The 22,405-nt window shown below is 62.1% G+C and carries 23 protein-coding genes; 20 read left to right on the top strand and 3 right to left on the bottom strand.

The features are described from left to right. Window positions 1-12: 12 nt before the first annotated feature. Entirely contained in the window at window positions 13-660 is a 648-nt protein-coding gene (locus tag NOV74_RS05095) for a methyltransferase family protein (RefSeq protein WP_257309831.1), read from the top strand. Then, on the top strand, window positions 657-1,244 hold the full coding sequence (locus NOV74_RS05090) for a HutD/Ves family protein (RefSeq protein ID WP_257309829.1): 588 nt from the start codon (window positions 657-659) through the stop codon (window positions 1,242-1,244). The genes NOV74_RS05095 and NOV74_RS05090 overlap by 4 nt, the downstream gene beginning before the upstream one ends. Here the strand turns inward: NOV74_RS05090 and NOV74_RS05085 are convergent. Then, window positions 1,241-2,179 carry a YncE family protein gene (locus NOV74_RS05085; RefSeq protein ID WP_257309827.1) on the bottom strand — a complete coding sequence of 313 codons (939 nt, stop codon included), beginning with the start codon at window positions 2,177-2,179 and terminating at the stop codon, window positions 1,241-1,243. The genes NOV74_RS05090 and NOV74_RS05085 overlap by 4 nt on opposite strands. Window positions 2,180-2,356: 177 nt before the next feature. On the opposite strand from NOV74_RS05085, the gene NOV74_RS05080 reads away from it, so the two are divergent. Both NOV74_RS05080 and NOV74_RS05075 read left to right on the top strand, forming a co-directional pair. Further along, the gene (locus tag NOV74_RS05080) at window positions 2,357-3,505 is read left to right on the top strand and encodes an ABC transporter substrate-binding protein (RefSeq protein WP_257309825.1); all 1,149 of its coding nucleotides are present in this window, start codon (window positions 2,357-2,359) and stop codon (window positions 3,503-3,505) included. Window positions 3,506-3,546: 41 nt separating this feature from the next. Continuing rightward, the gene (locus NOV74_RS05075) at window positions 3,547-4,335 is read left to right on the top strand and encodes a sulfite exporter TauE/SafE family protein (RefSeq protein ID WP_257309822.1); all 789 of its coding nucleotides are present in this window, start codon (window positions 3,547-3,549) and stop codon (window positions 4,333-4,335) included. A 249-nt stretch (window positions 4,336-4,584) separates the two neighbouring features. Here the strand turns inward: NOV74_RS05075 and NOV74_RS05070 are convergent, their stop codons facing one another. Next, window positions 4,585-4,728 (bottom strand): hypothetical protein, encoded by a 144-nt coding sequence (locus NOV74_RS05070; RefSeq protein WP_257309820.1) that lies wholly within the window; start codon window positions 4,726-4,728, stop codon window positions 4,585-4,587. On the opposite strand from NOV74_RS05070, the gene NOV74_RS05065 reads away from it, so the two are divergent. The 4 genes from NOV74_RS05065 (at window position 4,727) to NOV74_RS05055 (ending at window position 7,101) form a co-directional block, all read left to right on the top strand. Beyond that, entirely contained in the window at window positions 4,727-4,879 is a 153-nt protein-coding gene (locus NOV74_RS05065) for a DUF3309 family protein (RefSeq protein ID WP_257309818.1), read from the top strand. The two genes, NOV74_RS05070 and NOV74_RS05065, sit on opposite strands and share 2 nt — an antisense overlap. A gap of 67 nt (window positions 4,880-4,946) precedes the next feature. Continuing rightward, complete coding sequence (locus tag NOV74_RS05060) at window positions 4,947-5,225, top strand: hypothetical protein (protein ID WP_257309817.1); 279 nt, start codon at window positions 4,947-4,949, stop codon at window positions 5,223-5,225. 29 nt (window positions 5,226-5,254) lie between these two features. Continuing rightward, window positions 5,255-5,842 carry a YXWGXW repeat-containing protein gene (locus NOV74_RS15450; RefSeq protein WP_371748408.1) on the top strand — a complete coding sequence of 196 codons (588 nt, stop codon included), beginning with the start codon at window positions 5,255-5,257 and terminating at the stop codon, window positions 5,840-5,842. A 104-nt stretch (window positions 5,843-5,946) separates the two neighbouring features. After that, window positions 5,947-7,101: an AI-2E family transporter gene (locus NOV74_RS05055; protein WP_257309814.1), complete on the top strand. Its 1,155-nt coding sequence runs from the start codon at window positions 5,947-5,949 to the stop codon at window positions 7,099-7,101. 90 nt (window positions 7,102-7,191) lie between these two features. On the opposite strand, the gene NOV74_RS05050 is transcribed toward NOV74_RS05055, so the two are convergent. Continuing rightward, window positions 7,192-8,856: a sigma-54-dependent Fis family transcriptional regulator gene (locus tag NOV74_RS05050; RefSeq protein WP_257309812.1), complete on the bottom strand. Its 1,665-nt coding sequence runs from the start codon at window positions 8,854-8,856 to the stop codon at window positions 7,192-7,194. Window positions 8,857-9,279: 423 nt separating this feature from the next. On the opposite strand from NOV74_RS05050, the gene NOV74_RS05045 reads away from it, so the two are divergent. The 12 genes from NOV74_RS05045 to NOV74_RS04990 all read left to right on the top strand — a co-directional run bounded on the left by NOV74_RS05045 (window position 9,280) and on the right by NOV74_RS04990 (window position 22,337). Continuing rightward, a complete protein-coding gene (locus tag NOV74_RS05045) occupies window positions 9,280-9,426 on the top strand; it encodes a hypothetical protein (protein ID WP_257309810.1) in 147 nt (48 codons plus the stop codon). Window positions 9,427-10,375: 949 nt separating this feature from the next. After that, entirely contained in the window at window positions 10,376-11,143 is a 768-nt protein-coding gene (locus NOV74_RS05040) for a BON domain-containing protein (RefSeq protein WP_257309808.1), read from the top strand. A gap of 75 nt (window positions 11,144-11,218) precedes the next feature. Continuing rightward, the gene (locus tag NOV74_RS05035) at window positions 11,219-11,368 is read left to right on the top strand and encodes a lmo0937 family membrane protein (protein ID WP_257309806.1); all 150 of its coding nucleotides are present in this window, start codon (window positions 11,219-11,221) and stop codon (window positions 11,366-11,368) included. Between the two features lie 166 nt (window positions 11,369-11,534). Then, window positions 11,535-11,924 carry a hypothetical protein gene (locus tag NOV74_RS05030; RefSeq protein ID WP_257309805.1) on the top strand — a complete coding sequence of 130 codons (390 nt, stop codon included), beginning with the start codon at window positions 11,535-11,537 and terminating at the stop codon, window positions 11,922-11,924. Window positions 11,925-11,934: 10 nt separating this feature from the next. Next, a complete protein-coding gene (locus NOV74_RS05025; RefSeq protein ID WP_257309803.1) occupies window positions 11,935-12,213 on the top strand; it encodes a YtxH domain-containing protein in 279 nt (92 codons plus the stop codon). 496 nt (window positions 12,214-12,709) lie between these two features. Further along, complete coding sequence (locus NOV74_RS05020; protein ID WP_257309802.1) at window positions 12,710-13,570, top strand: alpha/beta fold hydrolase; 861 nt, start codon at window positions 12,710-12,712, stop codon at window positions 13,568-13,570. 362 nt (window positions 13,571-13,932) lie between these two features. Beyond that, the gene (gene cls / locus NOV74_RS05015) at window positions 13,933-15,330 is read left to right on the top strand and encodes a cardiolipin synthase (protein ID WP_257309801.1); all 1,398 of its coding nucleotides are present in this window, start codon (window positions 13,933-13,935) and stop codon (window positions 15,328-15,330) included. Between the two features lie 186 nt (window positions 15,331-15,516). Then, window positions 15,517-16,188, top strand: a complete 672-nt coding sequence (locus NOV74_RS05010) for a PIG-L deacetylase family protein (RefSeq protein WP_371748407.1) — start codon at window positions 15,517-15,519, stop codon at window positions 16,186-16,188. Next, window positions 16,185-17,321 carry a glycosyltransferase family 4 protein gene (locus NOV74_RS05005; protein WP_257309797.1) on the top strand — a complete coding sequence of 379 codons (1,137 nt, stop codon included), beginning with the start codon at window positions 16,185-16,187 and terminating at the stop codon, window positions 17,319-17,321. The genes NOV74_RS05010 and NOV74_RS05005 overlap by 4 nt, the downstream gene beginning before the upstream one ends. 1 nt (window position 17,322) lies before the next feature. Next, window positions 17,323-18,447, top strand: a complete 1,125-nt coding sequence (locus tag NOV74_RS05000; RefSeq protein ID WP_257309795.1) for a glycoside hydrolase 100 family protein — start codon at window positions 17,323-17,325, stop codon at window positions 18,445-18,447. Beyond that, window positions 18,350-21,661, top strand: coding sequence for a chemotaxis protein CheB (locus NOV74_RS04995; RefSeq protein ID WP_257309793.1), 3,312 nt, complete (start codon window positions 18,350-18,352; stop codon window positions 21,659-21,661). The genes NOV74_RS05000 and NOV74_RS04995 overlap by 98 nt, the downstream gene beginning before the upstream one ends. Further along, on the top strand, window positions 21,654-22,337 hold the full coding sequence (locus NOV74_RS04990; protein ID WP_257309791.1) for a PAS domain-containing protein: 684 nt from the start codon (window positions 21,654-21,656) through the stop codon (window positions 22,335-22,337). The genes NOV74_RS04995 and NOV74_RS04990 overlap by 8 nt, the downstream gene beginning before the upstream one ends. The last annotated feature ends 68 nt before the right edge of the window (window positions 22,338-22,405 follow it).

Here is a 22,405-nt window from a genome sequence, read left to right as displayed (position 1 = left end):
CACAATCGATACATGGGTTCTGACACCGCCAATGTATTCCTGCTTTGCCTCGCATGGGTCGCCTTCGCGGCCGTGCACTCCAGCCTGGCCTCCCTTGGATTAAAACGGGTCACGGCCTTGCACTGCCCGCGTCTGGTGCCGGCCTACCGACTGTTCTACAACCTGGTGGCCGGGCTGACGCTGCTGCCGATCCTCTGGCTGCTGGCGTACCGCCCCGGACCCTGGCTCTGGCGCTGGACCGGTCCGGCGGCGTGGGTGATGAACGGTCTGGCCCTCGTCGCAGCTGGAGTCCTGGTGTTCGGGCCGGCCGGGTACGACTTGAAGGAATTCCTGGGCTGGCGGCAGATCCGGATGGGCCGCGAAAGCGCGGAGGATCTGGAACCGCTCAGGATCTCGTCGCTGCACCGCTTTGTGCGGCATCCCTGGTACAGCCTGTCCCTGGTGATCCTCTGGACCCGTGACATGAACACGGCACGCCTCGTGTCAGCCGGGTGGATCACTGTCTACTTCATCGCCGGGTCGTGGCTGGAGGAGCGGAAGCTCCTGGCCCGGTTCGGCGCGGCGTACCGGGACTACATGGCCCAGGTCCCCGGATTGCTGCCGCGACCCTGGCGGATCCTGAGTCGAGAAGACGCCCGGAGATTGGAGGGAAGGCGATGAGGTGGCAGCGGATCAAGCCCGCCGAGGGTCGCGTCGTGCCCTGGAAGAACGGCGGGGGTACGACCCTGGAGATGATGGTGGACCCGCCGGGGGCCGCGCTGGAGACAGGTTTCCGATGGCGCATCAGCTCGGCGGAGGTGGCCGAGTCAGGGCCTTTCTCGGCCTTTCCCGGCCTGGACCGCTGGCTGCTTCTGCTGGAGGGCGCGGGGTTCGACCTCGACTTCGGCCCATTCGGCCGGGTGGAGCTCACGGAACCGCTCGTGCCCATCCGCTTTTCCGGGGACTGGCCCGCGGCGGCCACCCTGGTAGACGGACCCTGCACGGACTTCAACCTGATGGTGGATCCACGGGGCTGCCACGCTCAGGTGGAGTCCTTCCGCCTGGTCTCCCCACGCACTCTGGCCTGGCCTGCGGGCTCCACCCTGATCGTCTTCGTGGCCGCGGGAACTGTCTATGTCCCGGAGGTGGACCTGCACCTGGGCCGGCGCCATCTGCTGCGGATGGACGATGCCCCAGGCAGCCTTCAGCTGATGCCAGGCTTCGGGGGCGCGGCGCTGGTGGTGGTCGAACTCAGAAACGTCTAGCGGCCCACCACCAGGATCTGGAAGCTGCCGGGCGTCATGGTGGGCCGGGGCCTGGGGGCTTCCGCCGTCGGGGCAGGGGTGGGGCCGAACTCGGCGGTGGGCAGGTAGATCCGGTGGGTCTTTTCGTCCAGGGCCATGGTGCGGGCGCCGCGCTTAGTGGGGGCCTGCTCCAAGACGATGTAGCGGTCTGGGCCCTCCTGGCGGATGACAGTGAGGGTGCCCTCGCCGTTCGAGCTGAAGGCCAGGCCCAGCTCGGGATCGTAGGCGGCGGCATCGGCACCGGCTCCGATGGCGGGCGTGGCCACGATCTTTCCGGTGCCGGTATCCAGCACCGCCATCAGCTTGTTGCCGCCGACAATGAAGAGCCGGTTGTGTTTCAGATCGATGGCCATGCCGGTGGGATCCTGGAGGGGAGCCAGGGGCCAGCGCTGCTCCACGGTAAGCTTCTTCGCGTCGATCACGGCGACTTCCGCCGGATCTTCCAGGTTCACGAACACATGGCCCTTGCCGTCGGTGGCGGCAAATTCAGGTTTTTGGCCGAAGGGGATGGTTCCCACGGCGTTCCCCGTGGTGGCGTCGAAGACCGTGGCGTTCTTCCCCCGGCCATTGAAGCAGAACACCCGGGTGGTGGCGGGATCGAAGAGGATGGCGTCGGGGCCTTCGCCGGTGGCTTTGGCCTGGCCGAGAACCTCCAGGCTCGATAGGCGGAAGATGGTGATGGTGTTGCTCCGGCCATTGCTCGTGAAGCCGCGGTCCAGGCCCGGGGCCAGCGCTACGCCGTGGACGCCGCCAGTGCCCCTGATCTCCCCGAGCGTTTTGCCATCCACGTCCAGGACCAGCACCCGATCTGACCTGGGCACGTAGAGGCGCTTGGCCGAGCTGTCGAGGGTCACATAATCCCATCCGCCAGCTTCACCGACGGGGAGGGTCTTCACGACTCGGAGTCTTGCCGGGTGAGGCACGGCCGCGAGTGCAATGGAAAGAATCGATGCCAGGAATACCCGCATGGCCGACCTCAGGGAAAGACCGCGAGCCTATCACGTTGACCGAGGCTCGGGCATGCTACGCTCCCGTCCAGCATTCAATCCCAATCCAATATCCAAGGAGTCAGCATGAAGCTGAGAATCCTCGCGCCCCTGATGGCCTTCGGGCTTGCTCTCCAAGCGCAGACGCCCGTGAAGATCGGAGTCATCAACTGCGCCACGGGCACCCAGGCGCCCATCGGCGAATACATGAGCAATGGCTACAAGCTGGCCTTGGAGGATCTCCAGAAGAAGGGCATCAAGGTCGAACTGGTCATCGAGGACGACACAGGCAAGCCGCAAGTGTCCATGTCGGCCATGGAGAAGCTGGTGACCCGCGACCGTGTGGCCGCCGTGGTGGGGCCCTACAGCTCCGCCTGCGCCAACGCCGTGTCCAAGCTGGCCGAGAAGTACAAGGTGCCCCTCTTGGTGCCTGTCGCATCGAAAGAAGACATCACCCGCCAGAACCAGAAGTACGTGTTCCGGCTCAGCGCCACCACCGAGGACTACGCCTCCATCCTCATCTCCATGGCCCAGAAGCTGGGCAAGCCCAAGACCATGGCGATCCTGAACGAGAATACGGATTTCGGCACGTCCGGCGCCAAGTCGGCCAAGGCCTACGCGGCCCAGGTCGGCATTCAGGTGGTGATGGAAGAAGCCTACGCGGCGGGTTCGCCCGATTACCGCTCGACTCTCGCCAAAGTGAAGGCGACCAGGCCCGACCTCGTCTTCATGGTGTCCTATGTGGCCGATGGCATCCTGCTCATGCGACAGGCGCGCGAGGTTGGTCTGCAGCCCCAGGCCTTCCTGGGCGCGGGTGCGGGCTTCGCGTCCTCCGAGTTCGCCCGGGAACAGGCGATTTCCAACAACGTGTTCTCCAGCACGCAGTGGACCACGGACGTGAACTGGCCCGGCGCCAAGGACTTCGGGAAGCGCTACAAGGCCAAGTTCGGCAAGGCCGAGGTCCCCTACCATGCCGCCAATGCCTACGCCTCGATGATGGTGATGGCGGAAGCCGCGGCGAAGGTCGGCGGCGATCGCGAGAAGCTTCGCGCGGAACTGCGCGGCGGCCACTGGAATGGCATCATGGGCGAGGTCCGGTTCGTCGACTACAGCGGTTACACGAACCAGAACAAGCACCAGATGCTGGTGGAACAGATCCAGAACGGCAAGCACGAAACCGTGTGGCCACCTGAGTACGGGTCGAAGAAACCGGTCTACCCCTTCAAGTGGAAGTAGCCGTCTTCTGATTCGCGCGTGAGCCTGTCATCTTGGATGGCATGCACATCGGGTACCTATTCACTGTCATGGCAGCGGCTTTTCTGGCCGGAGCCATCAACTCCATCGCGGGGGGCGGCACACTCGTGTCGTTCCCCGCGCTGCTTGGCATCGGCCTCACGGGGCAGCAGGCCAATGTGACCAGCACCATCGCCTTGTGGCCGGGCTCGATCGGGGGATTCTGGGGCCATCGCCGGGATCTTGCGGGCACGAAGGAATTCGCCCTGCGGTTGATGCCGGTCTCCCTCGTCGGTGGTGCGCTGGGTGCGTGGCTCATGCTGGTCACCCCGCAGAAGGTCTTCGACCACCTGGTGCCTTGGCTGATCCTGGCGGCCACGGTGCTGCTGGCGGCCAATGATCCGGTCAACCGAGTGTTGAAGAGGATGGGGAGCCACAACCGGACGCCGGGGTGGTGGGTCGGGGCCATGATCTTCCAGTTCATCGTGGGCATCTACGGCGGCTACTTCGGTGCCGGCATCGGCATCCTCATGCTGGCGGCGCTGAGCCTGCTGGGCCTCACGGACATCCACCAGATGAATGGCCTCAAGAACCTGCTGGCCCTCTGCATCAACGGCGTGGCCATCTTCGCCTTTCTGGGCATGGAATACCTGCGGCATCCCGGCAACGTCCAGTGGGTCCTCGTAGGCCTCATGGCCGTCGCCGCAGGCCTGGGCGGGCTGTTCGGTTCCCACATGGCGCATCGTGTCGGGCGAACCACGGTCCGCTATGGGGTCATCACCATCGGGTTCGTGCTGACCGCCTGGTACTTCTACAAGATCTACGCAGCCTGAGCCTGTCTGACAGCTCCCCACGGCGCCATGCGAGGGATGTCGGCGGTATGTTCGGACCCGGCCTGGGCGCTGGCTTCTTTCCGATGTGACAGCTGCGGCTATCACGGAGGGCAGGCCCATCGTTTTGAATCTGAATTCCGATCGTTTTGAACAGTAATCGGATGTCTCTGCATCCCAATTGCTTCGCCATTCCCATTTCCGAACACGTTCAATAGCTGGGCCTTATGGGGTTGGGAGTGCCGGGAGAGGTCACAGGGGCATGCGGCACGCTCCTTGATACATGAGGAGCGTGCCACTGATGACAGGGTCGGCCAACGACCGTCCCTGCTGGATCGGCGGGAGGTTCCAGAGGTGGGACTGTACTTGGTTCATGAATCGGAGGAGATGCACCATGCTCACCATCCTGATCGTCCTTCTGGTTCTGATGGCCCTCGGCACCTTACCTACTTGGCCCCACAGCAAGACGTGGGGTTATTACCCGAGTGGCGGCCTGGGCCTTGTGGTCCTGGTTCTCATCCTTTTGCTCCTGCTCGGGCGGATCTAGTTGGCCCTGATGGGTCGCGAAGCACCTGAACGCTGCCAGCGGCAGTCAAAGCTATAGGGAGAAAAATATGAATCGCACGATGGCCGTACTGTTGTCTTCGGCCTTCCTCCTCACGTCCTGCGTCGTGGCGCACCGGCGCGGTGGCGGGATCGAGATCATTCCCATCCTGCCAGCACTCATCGAGCTGGATGTGGACCAGCCCTACTACACCCAGGACGGCTATTACTACTTCTACACCAACGACCGCTGGGAGTACTCAAGGTCCAGAAACGGGCCTTGGGCCGAACTGCCTCGATCCCACTGGCCGCGCGAGACACGGTGGAGGGGTCGGGACCGTAGGCATTGACCCATCTCAATCTGGACCAGGAGTCCTCCATGCCTTTCAAGCTGTCGCAATGGGCCTTACCTGCGGTGTTCGCAGCCTTCAGTTGTGTGCCCGCCGTGGCCCAGATCCGCGTGGGCGTGGACCTTGGTGCCATCCGCATCCGCATCGCCCCGGAGGCTCCGCCTCCACCGCAGGTGGAAGTGAGGATGGCCCGGCCCAGCCGGAACCACGTGTGGATCCAGGGCTACTGGGATCGTCAGGATGACCGTTGGGCATGGTCCCCCGGTCGCTGGGAGGAACCATCCCAGCAGGGTGCCCGGTGGATCCGACCGCAGTACCGGTCGGAGGGAGGGGCTTACCGATATGAGCCTGGCCACTGGTCCCATCAGCGCCTGGAGGAGGGGGAGGATTACAGCCGCTGGCGCCAGGAGCATGGCCGGCAGCCTGGCAAGCACTGGGCAGGGAGAGGGACCGTGAGAGGGACGACCATCACCGGGAGCACTGATCGCATAAGAACTGCAGGGCCGTCCGGGGTGCGAATCCCGACGGCCCTCCGGGTCATCAGGCTGGTGATGGGTGCCGGCGTGGAAGGCAGGCCCTGCTTACGTACTTCTGAATGCGCCAGGGTGGTGCCATGAATCCCACGACGCCACCGCCTTCGGACCCCCGGCCACGCGAGGGTTCTCAAGAATCTTCGGGCGCTCAGCCACGTACGGTGCGCTTCGATGTATCTGCAGCGACCATGCTCCGGCTGGTTCTCGTCGGCATCTCGCTATGGCTGGCCTTTCGGCTCTGGCCCATCATCCTCGTGCTGGTCGTCGCCCTTCTCATTGCGGGAACGCTGAGCCCTGCTGTGCAGTGGCTGGAGGAACGGAAGGTCCGGCGTGGCTTCGCAATCGCAGGTGTCTACCTGGGGATCTTCATCCTCGGAGCCCTCATCGTGACCCTGACCATCCCCTCGCTCCTGGGGCAGGCGGTGGCGCTGTTCGAACGGGAACCCGCCTTCCGCAAGAGCCTGGCTGATTATTTCGCCCAGTTCCATGCGAGCGCACCGTTTGCCAATTGGCTTCGGAACATGAGTTACGACAGTGCGCTGAGTGCGATTGGCGGGGTCGCGTTCGGCTACTCCGTCCGGGTTTTCGAAGCCGCCACCTATGGCATGAGCGCCCTCTTCCTGTCGCTCTACATGATGATCGACCGCGACCGGCTGCGTGGAGGGCTGTTTGCGGTTGTTCCGCGCTCCCACCACATTCGCCTCTCCCGCGTCCTGTTGAACCTGGAGACGATCGTTGGCGCCTACATCCGCGGCCAGCTGGTCACCTCAATGCTCATGGGCGCCTTCACCTACATCCTCTTGAAGGCCTGTGGCATCGAGACTGCGATGGCCTTGGCGGTGTTCGCCGCGATCGCGGATATCCTGCCCTACATCGGCGGCATCATCCTGCTCGGACCAGTGGTGGTCGTCGCGCTTGGCCGTAGTCCAGCAGCGGCGATCATCGTCTTCCTGGCGATGCTCGCGTATCAGGAAATCGAGAGCCGCCTGCTCATCCCGCGGATCTACGGCCGGTCTCTCCGCCTTCCCTCGTCTGTGGTCCTCTTCGCACTCCTGGTGGGCGGAACGCTGATGGGGCTGCTCGGTGCTCTGCTCGCGCTTCCTGTCGCGGCGACGATCATGATGCTGCTGGAAGAACTGCGGGTCGAGCTGCCGGGAGAGCAGGAGCAAATTGAGGACAGGGAGCTGCGCGCCCAGGACGATCTCGCGGAGGAAGACTACGAGCGTCGGACCGAGGGTGTGGCGGCCCACGAGGCCGCGGCGGTCGCCCTCGAAATTTCGGCGAACCGCCAAAGCGAAGACGCTCTTTCGGCCAAGTCGAAAGCCGAGGAATCTGATGCGTGACTGCGCCAGGCCTGGGTCTTCAAATGACACGGCCGCGATTTGGACATTGGTAGGCCCAAGGGCGGCCTTGAACGCAGGCTGAGCTACGGCCTAGGAGTCCTTCCGCGTCTTGCTGCGCTCGGCACCGATCAGTCCATAGCTCTTGAGCTTGCGGTACAGCGTCGCTGACCCGATCTTCAGCTGTTCGGCGGTGCGCGTCTGGTTTCCCCCATTCAGCTCGAGTGCCGCGATGATGTATTCCTTTTCGACCTCATCCAGGGACCGGACCGCTCCCGTAGTGGCCACGGGCATGGAAAAGGCTTCGCGGATTTCCTCGGGCAGGTCTTCCAGTTCCACCCGATTCCCCTGAGCAAGCGCGGCGGCGCGTTCCATGGTGTTCTCGAGCTCGCGCACATTTCCCGGCCACGAGTACCGCAAGAGCTGATCGGCCGCGCTCGTGGAGATCCCCGCGATCTTGCGCTTCATCAACTTGGCCGCACTCGCAAGCAGCACGCGGGCCAGAGGCAGAATGTCGTCCCTGCGTTCCCGGAGAGGGGGAACATGCAGCTCCACGACTTTCAGGCGGTAATAGAGATCTTGGCGGAAGGCCCCGCCCGCCACTCCGAGGGCCAGGTCCCGGTTGGTGGCGGCGATAATGCGCACGTCGATCCGCCGGCCCTTGTTCTCCCCGACGCGGCGGATTTCCCGTTCCTGGATGGCTCTCAGGAGCTTGACCTGCATGCCCGGGGAGACCTCTCCCACTTCATCCAGCAGCAGGGTTCCCCGGTTGGCGGCCTCGAACAGACCGGGCCGATCCTGGTTCGCGCCCGTGAACGCGCCGCGGGCGTGGCCGAAGAGTTCGCTTTCAAGAAGTGTTTCGGTGATGGCGCCACAGTTGACGGCGACGAATGGCCCCGCAGCGCGCGTCGACTGTTCATGGACGAGGCGGGCGATCCGCTCCTTGCCTACCCCGCTCTCACCAGTGATGAGGACCGTGGAATCGACGGTGGCTACGCGGCAAGCCAAGTCGATCAATTTCCGCATCACAGGGCTCTTGGTGACAACGCCCAGTTCTTCAACCGGCTCGAACACAACGCGCGTCAGCGCCCGCCTGTGCTCACGGAGTTTTCGCTCGGCGGTCTTCAGGGACTCCGTGACCCGCTGGAGCGAGACTTCAAGGCATCCCTCCAGCCGTTTCGGCTCGAAGTAGCCGATTTCCGCAGCTCGTGCCTGGCCCCATTCCTCGCGCGTGCGTCCAAAAAGGTGGCAGGCGGCATCACCCTTGCCGACGCAGCGGTCCTCGAGGACGTAGATGTCCTTGCCAGTGGTCCGGCTGATGTAGCCGCTGATCAGTCCGCAGATGGTCCAGCAGATTGGGGCATCGGCGCGGCCGAAATGGAGGACATGCTGCTCGGCTTCATAGGAGCCGAGGATCAGCGCGCCATGCTCGGAGAGGGGATCCTCCCCGGCACCCGGCACCGCCCGGAAGAGGCCTTCCAGAGCAGGGATGCGCGTGCCTGCATGCCGCCACTCATCAGGAGTCGCCCACTTGAACTCAGTCTGCATGGCCTCGGCCATGCGCCACCCGTGGGCGAAGCCGAATTGGGTAAGCACGGTCCGGGCTGCCGTGAGCCCGAAGTTATCGACCAGATAACTGCGCAGGAGTCCCATGGCCACTGCGTCCAGCAGGACCGCGCGCTGGCCGGCGAACCTGATCAGGCCACCCTCTGGATCCAGTTCCAGCAGTTCTTTGTGGTCCAGGTCGTCGACGTGCATAGGCAGCCTTTGCGGTCGAATTGGAGTTGATCATAATTCATTTTGATCGAATAGGCCATGACAAATTCCGATATTTTGGTTTTAAAATATTTTAAATTAACCATTTAGACCGTGGTCCAAAAAATGCTTAATCTGACCCAATAGATCGACACCCCAATCATGGATTCCATGCGTTGGTGAAGAAAATTAGCCAGCCTCACGTGCACAGGACGCCCCTGGAAGTAAGCACGGCTTTGGTTCTGAGTGGAGCGACCAGGGCAGGGGTGCGAACCCGCTCCAGACCTACGGCGGCGAAAACGTACCCAGAAGAAGGACCTGACGACCATGAAACATCGGGGCACCTTGCGGAGGTACCGAAGCCGCTCGCAGCGATTGCATCTGTTCAGGGGATTGATTCCCCGCAGCCTTGAAGGGCGCAGCAGAATGCGGGTCATCGGCACGATTCTCACCGTCCTATGGGTGGTCGGTTTCATGAACGGCTACATGGTGGCCACGGGCCTCCACTTCCTGTTGGTGCTCACGACCGTAATCGTCTCCAGATCTTTCACCCGGTTCCAGGGAGCCATCTAGTTCCAGGTCGGACCCTGTGCAATCGAGGAGATGAGGGACTTTTTCATCCTTCAGATTGGAGAAGGCACCACGTCACTTCGATCGTATTTTTCAATAGAAGATTAAAGCAGGATTAATGGAAATAGATAAATAAAAAAACTTAAATCTATGGCCCGAAAAGTGCACTTACTCCGTGCTTCGGGGGCTACCGCCCCCCGGTGTTCGTAGATCGTAGGAACCACCTTCCACCAAGTCGTCCGATTAACCTCGGGGGAAAATTATGAGATTTGCCAAAAGCCCCCAAACGTTCGGGTCCCCTGATCCCAACCCTCGGCCCATGCGTGAGGGCCAAGGCGAAGGACTCGTCCTGGCATGGCGGATCCTACGATCGTTTGACCAAGTCCGAGAGCGACGGACGGGCAGCGAAGCACAACCCTGCGCTTCGCCTCTCACACCCGCGCAGCAGGGCAGCAGGAGAACCGCAGCGTCCGCTTCGGTTGTCCCCAGTAGCCGCAGGCCTGGTCCCTACCGCGTCTGCCCAGGAACCCTTCACTCAGTACGGCTGGCCCACTGCTGGTCTTTCGCAGACCTGGTTCGTGCCAACCACCTTTCAAGCCAAGGCTTCGCAGCCTCATTTAAGGAGACGTTCATGACGACCTCCGAGATCCCTCCCACGAGAAATCCCCAGCCCGCCCATCCGGGGTTGGATTCCAAGCCCGGCCCGGTCTCCAATCCCCTCGAGGTCACCGCCACGAAAAAGGTGGATGACCTTTCCAGGCGCCAGTCCAAGCACGACATGGTTCCGAAGCATGAACCCAAGACCCTTTCGAAGGAGAAGGAGACGGGCAAGACCGCGCCTACCCCAAGCCATTCAGAAGGCGGGCGGCCGCTACCTGGAGCACGGAAAAATTAGAAAGTTCCGAGCCTTTCAAACCCAAATCGCCCCACAGGGCAGACAAGAGGACACACCATGCGACATATCTCGTTGAACTCCCACACGGCTGTCATGGCTTCGGTAGCACTGGTTCTGGTCGGGGGCCTCCCCGTGCAGGCCGCTGAAACGGATAGCAAGATCGAGTCCTCCGCCAAGAACAGCTACAACTTCAAGACCTACCTGAAGGACGACAACATCAAGGTGTCGTCCACGAACGGTGTGGTCACCCTCACGGGGACAGTGGCCCGGGATTACCATAAGACCTTGGCCGAGGAAACCGTCGCGGGCCTGCCTGGCGTCAAGAACGTGGACAACCGGCTCACCCTGGTCGGTGACCAGCCCTCCGAACATTCCGATGCCTGGATCACCATGAAGGTGAAGGCGGTTTTGGCCTTCCATAAGAATGTGAGTGCCACGGACACCGAGGTGAACACGGAAAATGGCATCGTCACCCTTTCGGGTAAAGCTGACTCTGAAGCGCAGAAGCAGCTGACTGCGGAATACGCCAAAGATGTGGACGGAGTCACTGAGGTTCGCAACGAGCTGGTGGCCGCCAAGCCCGGCAAGCTGGCCCACCGGAGCGTCGGGGCCAAGGTGGATGACACCTCCATCACAGCGCAGGTGAAGACCGCCCTCCTGTTCCACAAGTCCACCCACGCCTTGGCCACCAAAGTGGTCACGCGGGATGGGGTGGTGACTCTGCACGGGCAGGCCACCAACGCCGCTGAACGTGATCTGGTGACCAAACTCGCCGAGGACGTTCATGGCGTGACGCATGTGAACAACCGGATGACCGTGCAGTAGTCCTATCGGGGTTTCGGCCAGCTTCAGGACCCGATCAGGAGGCCGAAACCCCGCCCTTTTCTCAAAGGAGAAACCATGTTGTGGACCATTGCCGTGATTCTCGTCGTCCTCTGGGCATTGGGCCTCGTGAGCGGCTACACGATGGGCTCATTCATCCATGTCCTGCTCGTGCTCGCGATCATCATCGTCCTGGTGCGCCTCATCCAAGGACGGAGGATTGTCTAGCAAGCCTCGCTCCTTCTTTCGGCCTAGGAACTTGCCATGCGCACAACCGAAGCATATTCAAAACCCGTAATGTCCGATGAGAAAGTCACTTGAGTCGCGCCAATGACAAGGCCCTCTGGATGCTTAACACCCATCAAGAACCCTGAGTCCCAACTCGGAGCCCGCCATGCCCATCGCCCTCGAAATCACCCTCATCCTGGTTTTGATTGCTCTTGCGGCTGGCCTGGTGCCTCTGCTTTTCCAGTTGCGCCGGACAGCTCAAGGCGTGGACACCTTCCTGCTCACCTCGAGCAAGGAACTGTCCCAGATCGCAGAAGATGTACATGCCTTCCGGATGCACATGGATAGTCTGGCGGGTTCTCTCCAAACCTCTTTGGGAGAGCTTTCCACCTTCACCAGATCCATCGCGGAGATAGGGAGGACGGTGACAGAGCTCAATTGCCGTGTTCGCGACAGCCTCGAATCCACCTATCGCAATATCGGAAAGATCATCAGAGGGATCGGCGCCGTGCTGGCCTTCTTCAAAATCAGGCAAACCCCTCACGAATCTGAATAGGACTACGACCATGAACGAGAAAACCACAACTTCCTCTCTGGGCCCCATGCTTCTCACTTTCGCCGCCGGCGCCGCTTTCGGCGCCGTGGTGGTGGCCCTCACCACGCCCAAATCCGGTCCTGAACTTCGCGGGAACCTCAAGGATCTCGCGCGGCGGGCCAAAGAACGGGCGAGCGACCTGGCTGAGGATGCCGGGTTGGCCTGGAATGGCATGAAGGAGCGCACCGTGCTTGCCGCCGGCGACCTCAAACGCGGCATGAATGATGCGGCGGATGATCTTCGGGGCTGAGCGCGCTAGAGCTGCGCAAAGCAACAGCCCAGCCAGGATGGCGAGGCCCAGAACTTGCCGGAGGGGCGAACCTTCCGGCAAGTCATCGCACCAGACGGTACGGACTCAAGCATCTAGGGAGGAACAGGATCATGAGCGAGAACAACGCATCTCATCCAATGGGTCCTATTTATCTTGCCTTCCTCGCTGGAGCCGCGCTCGGTGCCGCCGTGATCGCCCTTGGTAAAGCCAAGGCTGATCCGAACTTGCGAGAAGGAGCGGAGGGCTCCGCTCCGTGGGGCCACCACAGAGCCGGTGATGTGGCCGGGAAACGCAGCATGCCTAAAGTGAACGCCAGGGAACGCGTGGGCGTTGCCGCCGGTGGGCCTGTACCCAGGGTCCGCGTGTCTATGAACAATCTTCCAGGTTGAGCGACCTGGGATGGCCATGAGGGCGAACCGTCCGAATACCCACCATTCCAGACCGATTTGTCCAGGATGCCTGGCTCGGAGGTCATATGCGGGTAAAAGTGAACGGTCTACAGGTCGCCTATACGGATGAGGGCGCTGGTCTCCCGCTGCTGCTCGTCCACGGTTTTCCACTTAACCGCAAGACTTGGTCCAAGCAGGTGGAGGCCTTCAAGGCGAGGCATCGCGTGATTGCCCCTGACCTGCGGGGGCTCGGCCAGAGCGAATCAACGCCTGGTCCCGTTTCCATGAGCCGCTTTGCCGAGGATCTGCACGCCTTGATGGACTACTTGGGGACGGGCCCCGTCATTCTCGTGGGTCATTCCATGGGCGGCTACGTGGCCTTGGCTTTTGCCCATGCCTTTCCCAAGATGCTCCGTGGGTTGGTCCTGGTCGGCACGAAAGCCGGCAAGGACACTCCCGAAACCGCCGCCGCACGCCGTGCGACAGCCGAGAAGGTGCGGAATGTGGATGCTTCCGTGGTGGTGGATGCCATGGCCCCGAAGATGCTGGCGCCGACCAACACGGATGAAGCCATGGCCGCCGCAGTCAGGGAGTTCATGATTCCTTCACATCCAGAAGGCATCATCGGCGCCTTGCTGGGCATGGCCGACCGGCCTGATGCCAGGAATTGGCTCGGGAAGATCCGGGTTCCGACCCTGGTGATCGCTGGCGCCGACGACAGCATCATTCCGCCCAGCGAATCCGAAGCCATGGCCGAAGCCATCCCTGGGGCCAAGCTGACATTGATCCCCAAGGCGGGCCACCTCGTGGCTTTCGAAAGGCCCGAGGCCTTCAATGAATGCCTGCGGGTCTGGTTGGCCTGGGGTGGTGATGAGCCCAGGTCACGCAAGGTCCGCATCAGTGAACGACCGGCCGGATCAAACCTCATGGAAGCGTGGTCCCCCTGATTGGCCCTGGAGGGGTGGGCGGCTCTCGGGTGGCTAGAACCCCGCGCCGTTCTGGCACACCCACTCCCGCTTGGAGCCCTGGATGAACAAACCTGACAAGGTCGCAGCGAACCTGCCGGGGAGGCTTTTTGACTCTCCGGATGGATCGATCGAGCAGGTGGGGCGACAGGTTGGGGGGGCGGGATCCAGCTCGTTCACGAAGCCAGAGTGCACTGCGCCACCAGAACCTCAGCGGAAGAACCCGCGGAGGTTCTGGTGGCGATGCGGAAGCTGCCGCTGCAGCTCCTACCGAACCTGATCGATAAGGCCACCGTGACGCCATGAGCTCTGATCCCCAGCCTCACATCCCAATTCGATCGCGGGTGGCAGGCTTCGCCGAAAGGGGGAGCCTGTCTGGCCAGCGGCTCGGGGCCTTGGCGCTCTGTCTGCTGCTTGGCGCCTGCGCCCGGCTGCCCGATCTGAATTACCTGAAGACCCCGCTCAACGCTCCCGCGACGCCCAGTGTCGTCAACGCTCAGGGCACGCTGAGCGGCAAGGACGCGGCCACGGTGCTCGCTCAGCGCCTGGGCCATTCCAAGGTGGATGCCAAGGCGCTGGCGAGCATCGAGGAACTTGCGACGGGCCGACCGCTCATCGTTGGCAACAAGGTCACGTTGCTGTTCGACGGGCCCAAGACCATCGCCGCGATGATGGCCGCGGTGGCCGCGGCCAAGGACTCCATTAACCTGGAGACGTTCCTTTTCGAACAGGACACGTTGGGTTTGAAGTTCGCCGACATGCTCATCGCCAAGCAGCGGGAGGGGGTCCAGGTCAGCATCATCTACGATGCGGTCGGGACGCTGGGAACGCCGGAGGCCTTCTTTACCCGCATGCGGGATGCCGGAATCCGGCTGCTGGCCTTCCATCCTGTCAGCCCCATCCACAAGCTGGGCCGATGGCGCATCAATAATCGGGACCACCGGAAGATCCTGGTGGTGGACGGCAAAGTGGCTTTCGCAGGCGGTGTGAACATCACCGCTGCCTACTCGCGCGGTTCCTTGTTCCGATCCGGGGACAAGCGCCGCCGGGCCGCCCTGGGCTGGCGGGACACCCACCTGCAGATCGAGGGCCCCGCTGTGGCCGCGCTCCAGTGGCTGTTCATCCACAACTGGGCCAGCCAGGAGGAAGGCGATCTCCCCGCTCGGGACTACTTCCCCCAGCTAGCCCAAGCTGGCGACAAGGTGGTCCGTGTGATTGCGAGTCAGCCTGGCGGCGTCCATGAGGTCTACAAGGCCTACTTCGTGGCCATTCAGGGGGCGACCAGATCCATCCACCTCACTGCCGCCTATTTTGTCCCGGATGTGCAAATCCTGAAGTCGCTTCTGGAAGCAGCCCAGCGCGGGGTGGACGTGAAGCTCATCCTTCCCTCCATCTCGGATGGGGCGCTGGTCGCCTACGCCAGTCACTCCTTCTACCAGCAGATGCTCGAAGCCGGCATCAAGATCTACCAGTTGAAGGCCTCCGTGCTGCACGCCAAGACAGCTGTCATCGATGGCACCTGGTCCACGGTGGGCTCCACGAACATGGATACCCGCAGCTTTCTCCACAACAAGGAAATCAACGTGGTCGTGATGGGGGACGAGTTCGGGCAGGAGATGGAGAGTGCCTTCCAGGAGGACCTGAAGGATTCCAACCAAATCCAGCTGGAGACTTGGAAGCACCGCCCGCTGCATCAGCGGTTCATGGAGTGGTTCTCCCGGCGCTTTTCCTACTGGCTCTAAGGCAGGCAAGAGCCGCTTCCCAGCCTCCTTCGTATTGAAGGAGGTTGCGTGTCATTACGATGGGTTGGCTCGGCCTTTCGGACTAATAATTTATTTAAATGATTTAAATACATATATTTGTATTAAGGCACAGAATACGCATATTCAATGCCTTCCTCCGGCGTCAGCCGAGACGAGGTACATGAAGTGAACGCAGCCAGAGCACAGGACCGGGAACCAGGGGAGACCACCCGTGTGGCGGTCATTGTGGCTCATCCCGACGATGAGACTCTCTGGGCAGGGGGCCTCCTCCTGAGTCACCCCGAATGGTCGACGTGCATTGTGACCGTTTGTCGGGGCAAGGATCCAGATCGCGCGCCACGATTCCATCGGGCCCTGGAGCGGCTGGGCGCCATTGGCGCCATGGGGGATGTGGACGATGGTCCCACCCAGGTTCCACTCCCCAGCACCACGATCCAGGATGCCATCCTCACCCTGCTGCCCTGGCGCGAGTTTGACCTCCTGCTGACGCACGCTCCAGATGGGGAGTACACCTGGCATCGGCGGCATGGTGAAGTGTCCCGGGCCGTCCGGGATTTATGGTGGGAGGGTCGCCTCCGCACCCGAAGGCTGTGGCAGTTCGCCTACGAAGATGGCGGCGGGGCCTATTCCCCCCAACCTCAGAAGGGCGCGGGCATTCACCTTCCCCTATCCGAAGCGATCTGGGCGCGGAAAACCGGAATCATCTCCGATATCTACGGCTTCAGCGACACCAGTTGGGAGGCTAAGGCCGCTCCGCGCACCGAGGCCTTCAACTGCTTCGGCGAGCTGGACGCCATCTACCTCCCTGGCGGAATGGATCGCAGGCACAAGCCATGAAAATCCTGGTGCTCTACTCCTATCCCCCGGCGCCTGGAGGCTTGGCCACTCAAGGGGATCTTCTCTACAAAGGCCTTCTGGAGATCGGTGTGGATGCCCACGCCGCCCACCTCCGATCTGATGTTGAGAAGGAGTGGTACTACCGCTGGTTCCAGCCAGACGCGGTGGTGGGAGTCGGCTTCTGGGGCGATGTGCCCGACCTCGTCCTGCACCCCCAGCGCTTCGGCATGCGGGCTGTCCCCTGGCTGCTCGCGGACGGCTATGTCGTGAACTATCGCGAAGTCCTGGAGCGGCTGCCCCTCATGCTCGTGACCTCGGACTGGGTTGGGGAGACCTTTATCCGGGACGGCATCCGGGGCGACCACACGGTCACGTTGCCGGTGGGCTGCGACACGGATGCGTTCGTTCCCCGGAGCCAGGATGATCCCAAGGTGCGCGCCGTCCGGGAGGTCTTGGGCGTCGCTCCAGACGAATTGATGATTCTCACCGTGGGGGGGGACACCGCCTCCAAGGGGGGTCGAGGCGTGATGGAGGCACTGGCCAACCTGGGTAAGGAGGTTCCTCCCTGGCGATACGTCTGTAAGGTGTGGCCGCAGAAACGGACGGAGGTTCAGAACGCGTTGGATATGGAACTCGCTCGCGCCATCGGAATCGGAGACCGCGTGGAATTCTGTACCCACCAGGTCTCACGGGACCTGATGCCCTACCTCCTCGCCGCCTGCGATGTCTATGCCGCCCCCTCCAGGTTGGAGGGTTTCGGGATGTCCCAGGTGGAGGCGGGCGCCTGCGGTAAACCGGTCCTGGGGATCCGGGCCATGGGTATGCTCGACACGCTGATCCACGGAAAAACGGCGTTGCTCGCCGATGTGGCACAGGAAATCCGGATCACCGAGGCAGTCTTGGGCCCCGAGTCAGGTTTCGAGCCAGGTCATCGCATCGTCTTCGACAAGCCCCGGGTTTCAGACTACCGCGCCTCGGTGCCGGATATCGCCAGGCACCTGAAGGTCCTGCTCAATGACGCCGAACTCCGGCAGAGGATGGGAACGGCGGGACGACAAAGGGCTGTCGAACACTTCGACTATCGGATCGTGGCGCAACGGCTGGTGGCGATCCTCCAGGAAAGGCGGCCCTGACATGGATCCCCTGATCCAGGAAGCCAAGCGTGCCGCGCTGGACGTGCTTTTGCACAATGCGTCCGGCCCCTTCGAGGGTCTGCCCCGCACGGCCGGTTGGGGCTACCCGGAACCCTATACCCGGGACCTCCTCATCTCCTCGCTCGGCATCTTCGCCTCCGGCAACCAGGATCTTCTCAACTCGCTGCGCAGAGTGCTGGAAACGCTGGCGGGAAACCAGAGCCCGCGTGGGCAGATCCCATCCACGGTGCATGATCCCGAGAACCGGGGCGCCAGTGATACGACTCCGCTGTTCCTCCTGGTTCTGGGCCTGTACCGCCGCTTCACCAAGGATGCTACCTTCCTCCAAGGGGCCGCCGTCAAAGCTCTGCAGTGGATGGATTACCAGACCATTGATGATCGGGATCTGGTTGGCCAGCAGCCGACCAGCGATTGGCGGGATGAGCAGTGGGTGCTCGGCCACGGGCTCTATGTCAACGCGCTCGTGCATGGCTACCTAAGGCTCCTGGGCCTGGAGGACCGGGCGAACGCGTTCCGGATCGCCGCGAACCGGGTGGATGGCCGAGGGTTTGCCACCACCGACCAGCCCACCTACTCCGAGTGGTTCTACAAGGTCTTCCGGGACTCCCGCTGCGATGTGCTCGGCAACAGCCTCGCCATCCTGACTGGGCTGGCCGATCCCGGGCGCGCGCGCGACATGGTGGCCTGGATCGAAGCCCAGTGCGTTGAGTTGCGTTTGAGCGGGGACCTGGCGCTGGACCTGCCTCCGTGCCTCTTCCCTTTCATGAAGCCGGGGGATCCCGACTGGCAGGCCCGGTACGAAACCTACAACCTCCCAGGCAACTACCACAACGGTGGGGTGTGGCCTTTCGTCTGCGGCTTCTACGTCGCCGCACTGGTGGCGGCTGGCGAGCAGCGTCTGGCAGAAGCAACACTCCGCGCCCTCACGGTGCTCGTACAGCGTTCACGCAAGCTCCCGGCAACCCATCCAGGGGCCTTCGGCTTCAACGAATGGTTCCGCGCCCAGGATGGAGCCCCCGCGGGCGAGGATTGGCAGACCTGGTCCGCTTCCATGTACCTTTATGCAGCCGCCAGTGTGGAGTCGGGGAAAGCCCTGTATTTATGAACCTTCCCAGCAAGCCCGGGAAAAGGAAAACGAGTATGCAGAAGAACCATCCAGATCATGCTTCACCCAGGAGGGGCTTGTCATGACCAGACCGAAGACTGGCCCTGGGAGCCAGAAGCCGAAGGCCAAGGGCACACCCTCCAATCCTGTCGGATCGGCTTCGCCAGTGGTGGTTCCCGGTCCCGCCGATGCTTCCTCTGAGACAGCACCGTTGGAGCGTTTCCCCATTGTCGGCATCGGTGCCTCGGCCGGTGGTCTGGGCGCCTTCGAAGCCTTCTTTTCCGGGATGCCAGCCGACCGGGATCCCGGGATGGCCTTCGTGCTGGTCCAGCACCTGGCCCCCGACCACAAGAGCATCCTCACCGATCTCATCCAACGCTACACCCGCATGCAGGTGTCCGAAGTCGAGGATGGCGTGACGGTGCGGCCCAACTGCGCCTACATCATCCCTCCGGGCCGGGACATGGCGTTCCTGAATGGCACTCTGCAGCTGCTGGAACCGTCCGCACCCCGAGGCCAGCGCCTGCCGATTGATTTCTTCTTCCGATCCCTCGCGCAGGATCAACGCGAACGGGCGATTTGCATTGTTCTGTCCGGCACCGGCAGCGACGGCACCCTGGGCGTTCGAGCCATCAAGGGCGAGGGCGGTCTGGTGATCGCCCAGACGCCTGACTCCGCCGAGTACGACGGCATGCCGCGCAGCGCCATTGCCACTGGCATGGTGGATCTCGAACTCCCTCCCGGCGAGATGCCGGCCCAACTCATGGCGTATGCTGGCCATGCCTTTGGACCGTCGGAAGGGCCCTCCGCCGTTTCGACACCGCGGTCCGAAAGTGCGATGAAGAAGATTTTTGTCTTGCTGCGCGCCCAGACCGGCCACGATTTCTCCAACTACAAGCCGAGCACCATCCACCGCCGAATCAAGCGCCGCATGGCCGTCCAGCAGATCGATGGACTGGACGGTTACGTCAGGCACCTGCAGCAGACGCCGGCCGAAGTGGAGGCGCTGTTCCGGGACTTGTTGATCGGCGTGACCAATTTCTTCCGGGATCCAGAGCCATTCAAGGTTCTGGAGGAACAGGCCATTCCAAGGATCTTCGCGGGAAAGCCTGCGGGCGCCGCGATCCGGGTCTGGTCCGTGGGCTGCTCCACCGGCGAGGAGGCCTATTCCCTCGCCATCCTCCTGCAGGAGCGGATGGAGGCGTTGAAGCAGAGCTATACGCTGCAGGTGTTTGCCACCGACATCGACAGCCAGGCGATTGCGACCGCCCGAGCGGGAATCTATCCGGCCAGCATCGCGGCGGATATTTCGCCGGAAAGATTGGCCCGGTTCTTCACGGTCGAGCCTGGCGGCGGCGCCTATCGAATCCACAAAAGCATCCGCGACATCCTGGTGTTCTCTGAACAGGACGTCATCAAGGACCCACCTTTCTCGAAACTCGACCTCATCAGTTGCCGCAACATCCTGATCTATCTGGGCGGGGACCTGCAAAAGAAGCTCATTCCCATGTTCCATTACGCACTGAATCCGGGGGGTACGCTCTTTCTGGGTACCTCAGAGTCTGTGGGTGAGTATGGTGATCTGTTTGCGGTTCTGGACCGGAAATCCAAACTGTATAAACGCAAGGATGATGAACACGCCGTGCAACGGGCGGGGCTCGGGCGTTTCCCGTCGGCCCTCATGGCCAGGAGCGAAGCCGTCCACCGGGTTCCCGGGAAGGTCGGATCCTCTCTGAAAGGATCTCTGCGAGAACTGACGGAACAGGCACTTCTGAAGCAGGCCGTCTCCACCGGTGCGCTCGTCAACAACCAGGGTGACATCCTCTACCTCCACGGCCGCGCGGGGATGTACCTGGAGCCGGCTCCTGGTGAAGCCGGCACCAATAACGTCCTGAAGATGGCCCGGGAAGGCTTGAGGCGGGAACTGGCCTTGGCTCTGCACAAGGCGGTGGCGACCCGGGAAACCGTCCGCCGTTCCGGGCTGATCGTCAAAACCAACGGGCCTGACATCGTGACCAATGTGAGCATCCATCCGGTGGAGGTGGGAGGCGAAGCGATCACGGATACCCCTCTGTACCTCGTCGTCCTGGAGGAGGCGCCCGACCAGCCCACCGAATTCCTGCAGCCGCTGGTTGGGGAGGGTTCTGAGGGGCCGAGCCAACTGGATCAGGATGCAGCGGCCAGGATCGCGGCTTTGACCCAGGAACTGCGGGCCAAGGAGGAATACCTCCAGATTGCCAACGAGGAGTTGGAGACCTCCAACGAAGAACTCAGATCCTCCAACGAGGAAATGCAATCCGTGAACGAGGAGCTGCAGTCCACCAATGAGGAACTGGAGACCTCCAAGGAGGAACTGCAATCGGTCAATGAGGAGCTAGCCACGGTCAATGCCGAATTGCAGGCCAAAGTGGTGGATCTGTCGCGAGTCAATAACGACATGAACAATCTGTTGGCGGGCACCGGCATCGGAACGGTCTTTGTGGATCACCGTCTGCACATCCTGCGCTTCACGCCGGCAGCCACCCGGATGATCAACCTGATCCCGGCCGACGTAGGCCGGCCCGTGGGACACATCGTCTCGAACCTGGTTGGCTACGATCGCTTGACCGCGGATCTTCAAGCCGTACTGGACACCCTGGTTCCCAGGGAGCTGGAGGTTCAGACGGTGGAGGGCAAGTGGTTCTCGCTGCGCATCCAGGTCTATCGCACCCTCGATAATGTGATTGAAGGTGCCGTCATCACCTTTTTCGATATTTCGGAAATGAAAAAAGCCGAGGCTGCAGTTCGCGAGAGCGAAGCCATCTTCCGCCAGCTGGCCGAATCCCTGCCCCAGCTTGTCTGGATGTGCCAGGAGAATGGTCAGCACGAGTACCTCAGCCCTCAATGGATGGAATTCACGGGTGTGCCCGATGGCCAGCAGGTTGGCGACAGATGGCTCGACTGCTTCCACCCGGAAGATAGAGACCAGTTGATGGCTACCTTGAGATCCAATGCGGAGGCCAAGGAACCACTGATGGTCGAGTTCCGCTTGCGCAATCGCAAGGGCGATTATCAAAGCTTCACTGCACGCTGCTTTGCCATGCACCACGTTTCTGGCCACCTCGTCAAATGGCTTGGCCTGTGCATGGAGATCACCAACCGCCAACCTTCTCCAGGGCTGGCGGCGGACGAGCAGAGAAACCTCCAGAGACACAAGGCGGTACCCCATGAATGAGAAGAAGAATGTTCCCGAGTCGGCGGCCCAACTGCGCTGGCGTGCAGAAGAGTTGGCCCGGCACCAGAGAGCGGAATCAGCCTCAGAATCCCAGTCCCTGTCGCCCGAGGAGACGCGCAGGGCCATCCACGAACTGCACGTCAACCAGATCGAGCTGGAGATGCAGAACGAGGAGCTGCGGCGGGTCCAGGCAGAATTGGATTCCGCTCGCGCCCACTACTACGACCTCTACGATCTGGCGCCTGTTGGCTACTGCATCCTCTCGATTGAAGGTCTGATCCTGGAGGTCAATTCCACGGCCGTGAAGTTGCTGGAGGCAGCCCGATCCACCCTCATCAGGCAACCGATCACCCGGTTCATCCACAAGGAGGACCAGGACATCTACTACCTTCACCGCAAGCGGCTCTTTGAATCGAACGAGCCACAGGTCTGCGAATTGCGCATGGTGAAAAAGGATAGGACGACCTTCTGGGTCCGGCTTTCGGCCACACCGCCCAGTTCTGTGCGGGAGACAAATGGTGAGCCTGCGAGCCGGTTGGTGCTGAGCGACATCACCGAGTTGAAACGGATGGAGGAGGAGAAGGCCGAACTTCTGGCCCAATTGCGGAAGGGCCAGGACGCTCGCCGGCCCGGCCTGCCGCCGCGTAGGCGGGGAGATGACGGCAAAATCGCCTGAGCCTATTGTTCATGATCCCTCCGGGGGCCTCCGCGACCGGTAAGAATCCAGCCGACGCGTCGCAACGA

The organism is Geothrix fuzhouensis (genome assembly GCF_024609325.1).
GTDB lineage: Bacteria > Acidobacteriota > Holophagae > Holophagales > Holophagaceae > Geothrix > Geothrix fuzhouensis.
The sequence above is the reverse complement of the archived record's forward strand: the minus strand, read 5'-3'. Positions and strand labels throughout refer to the sequence as shown.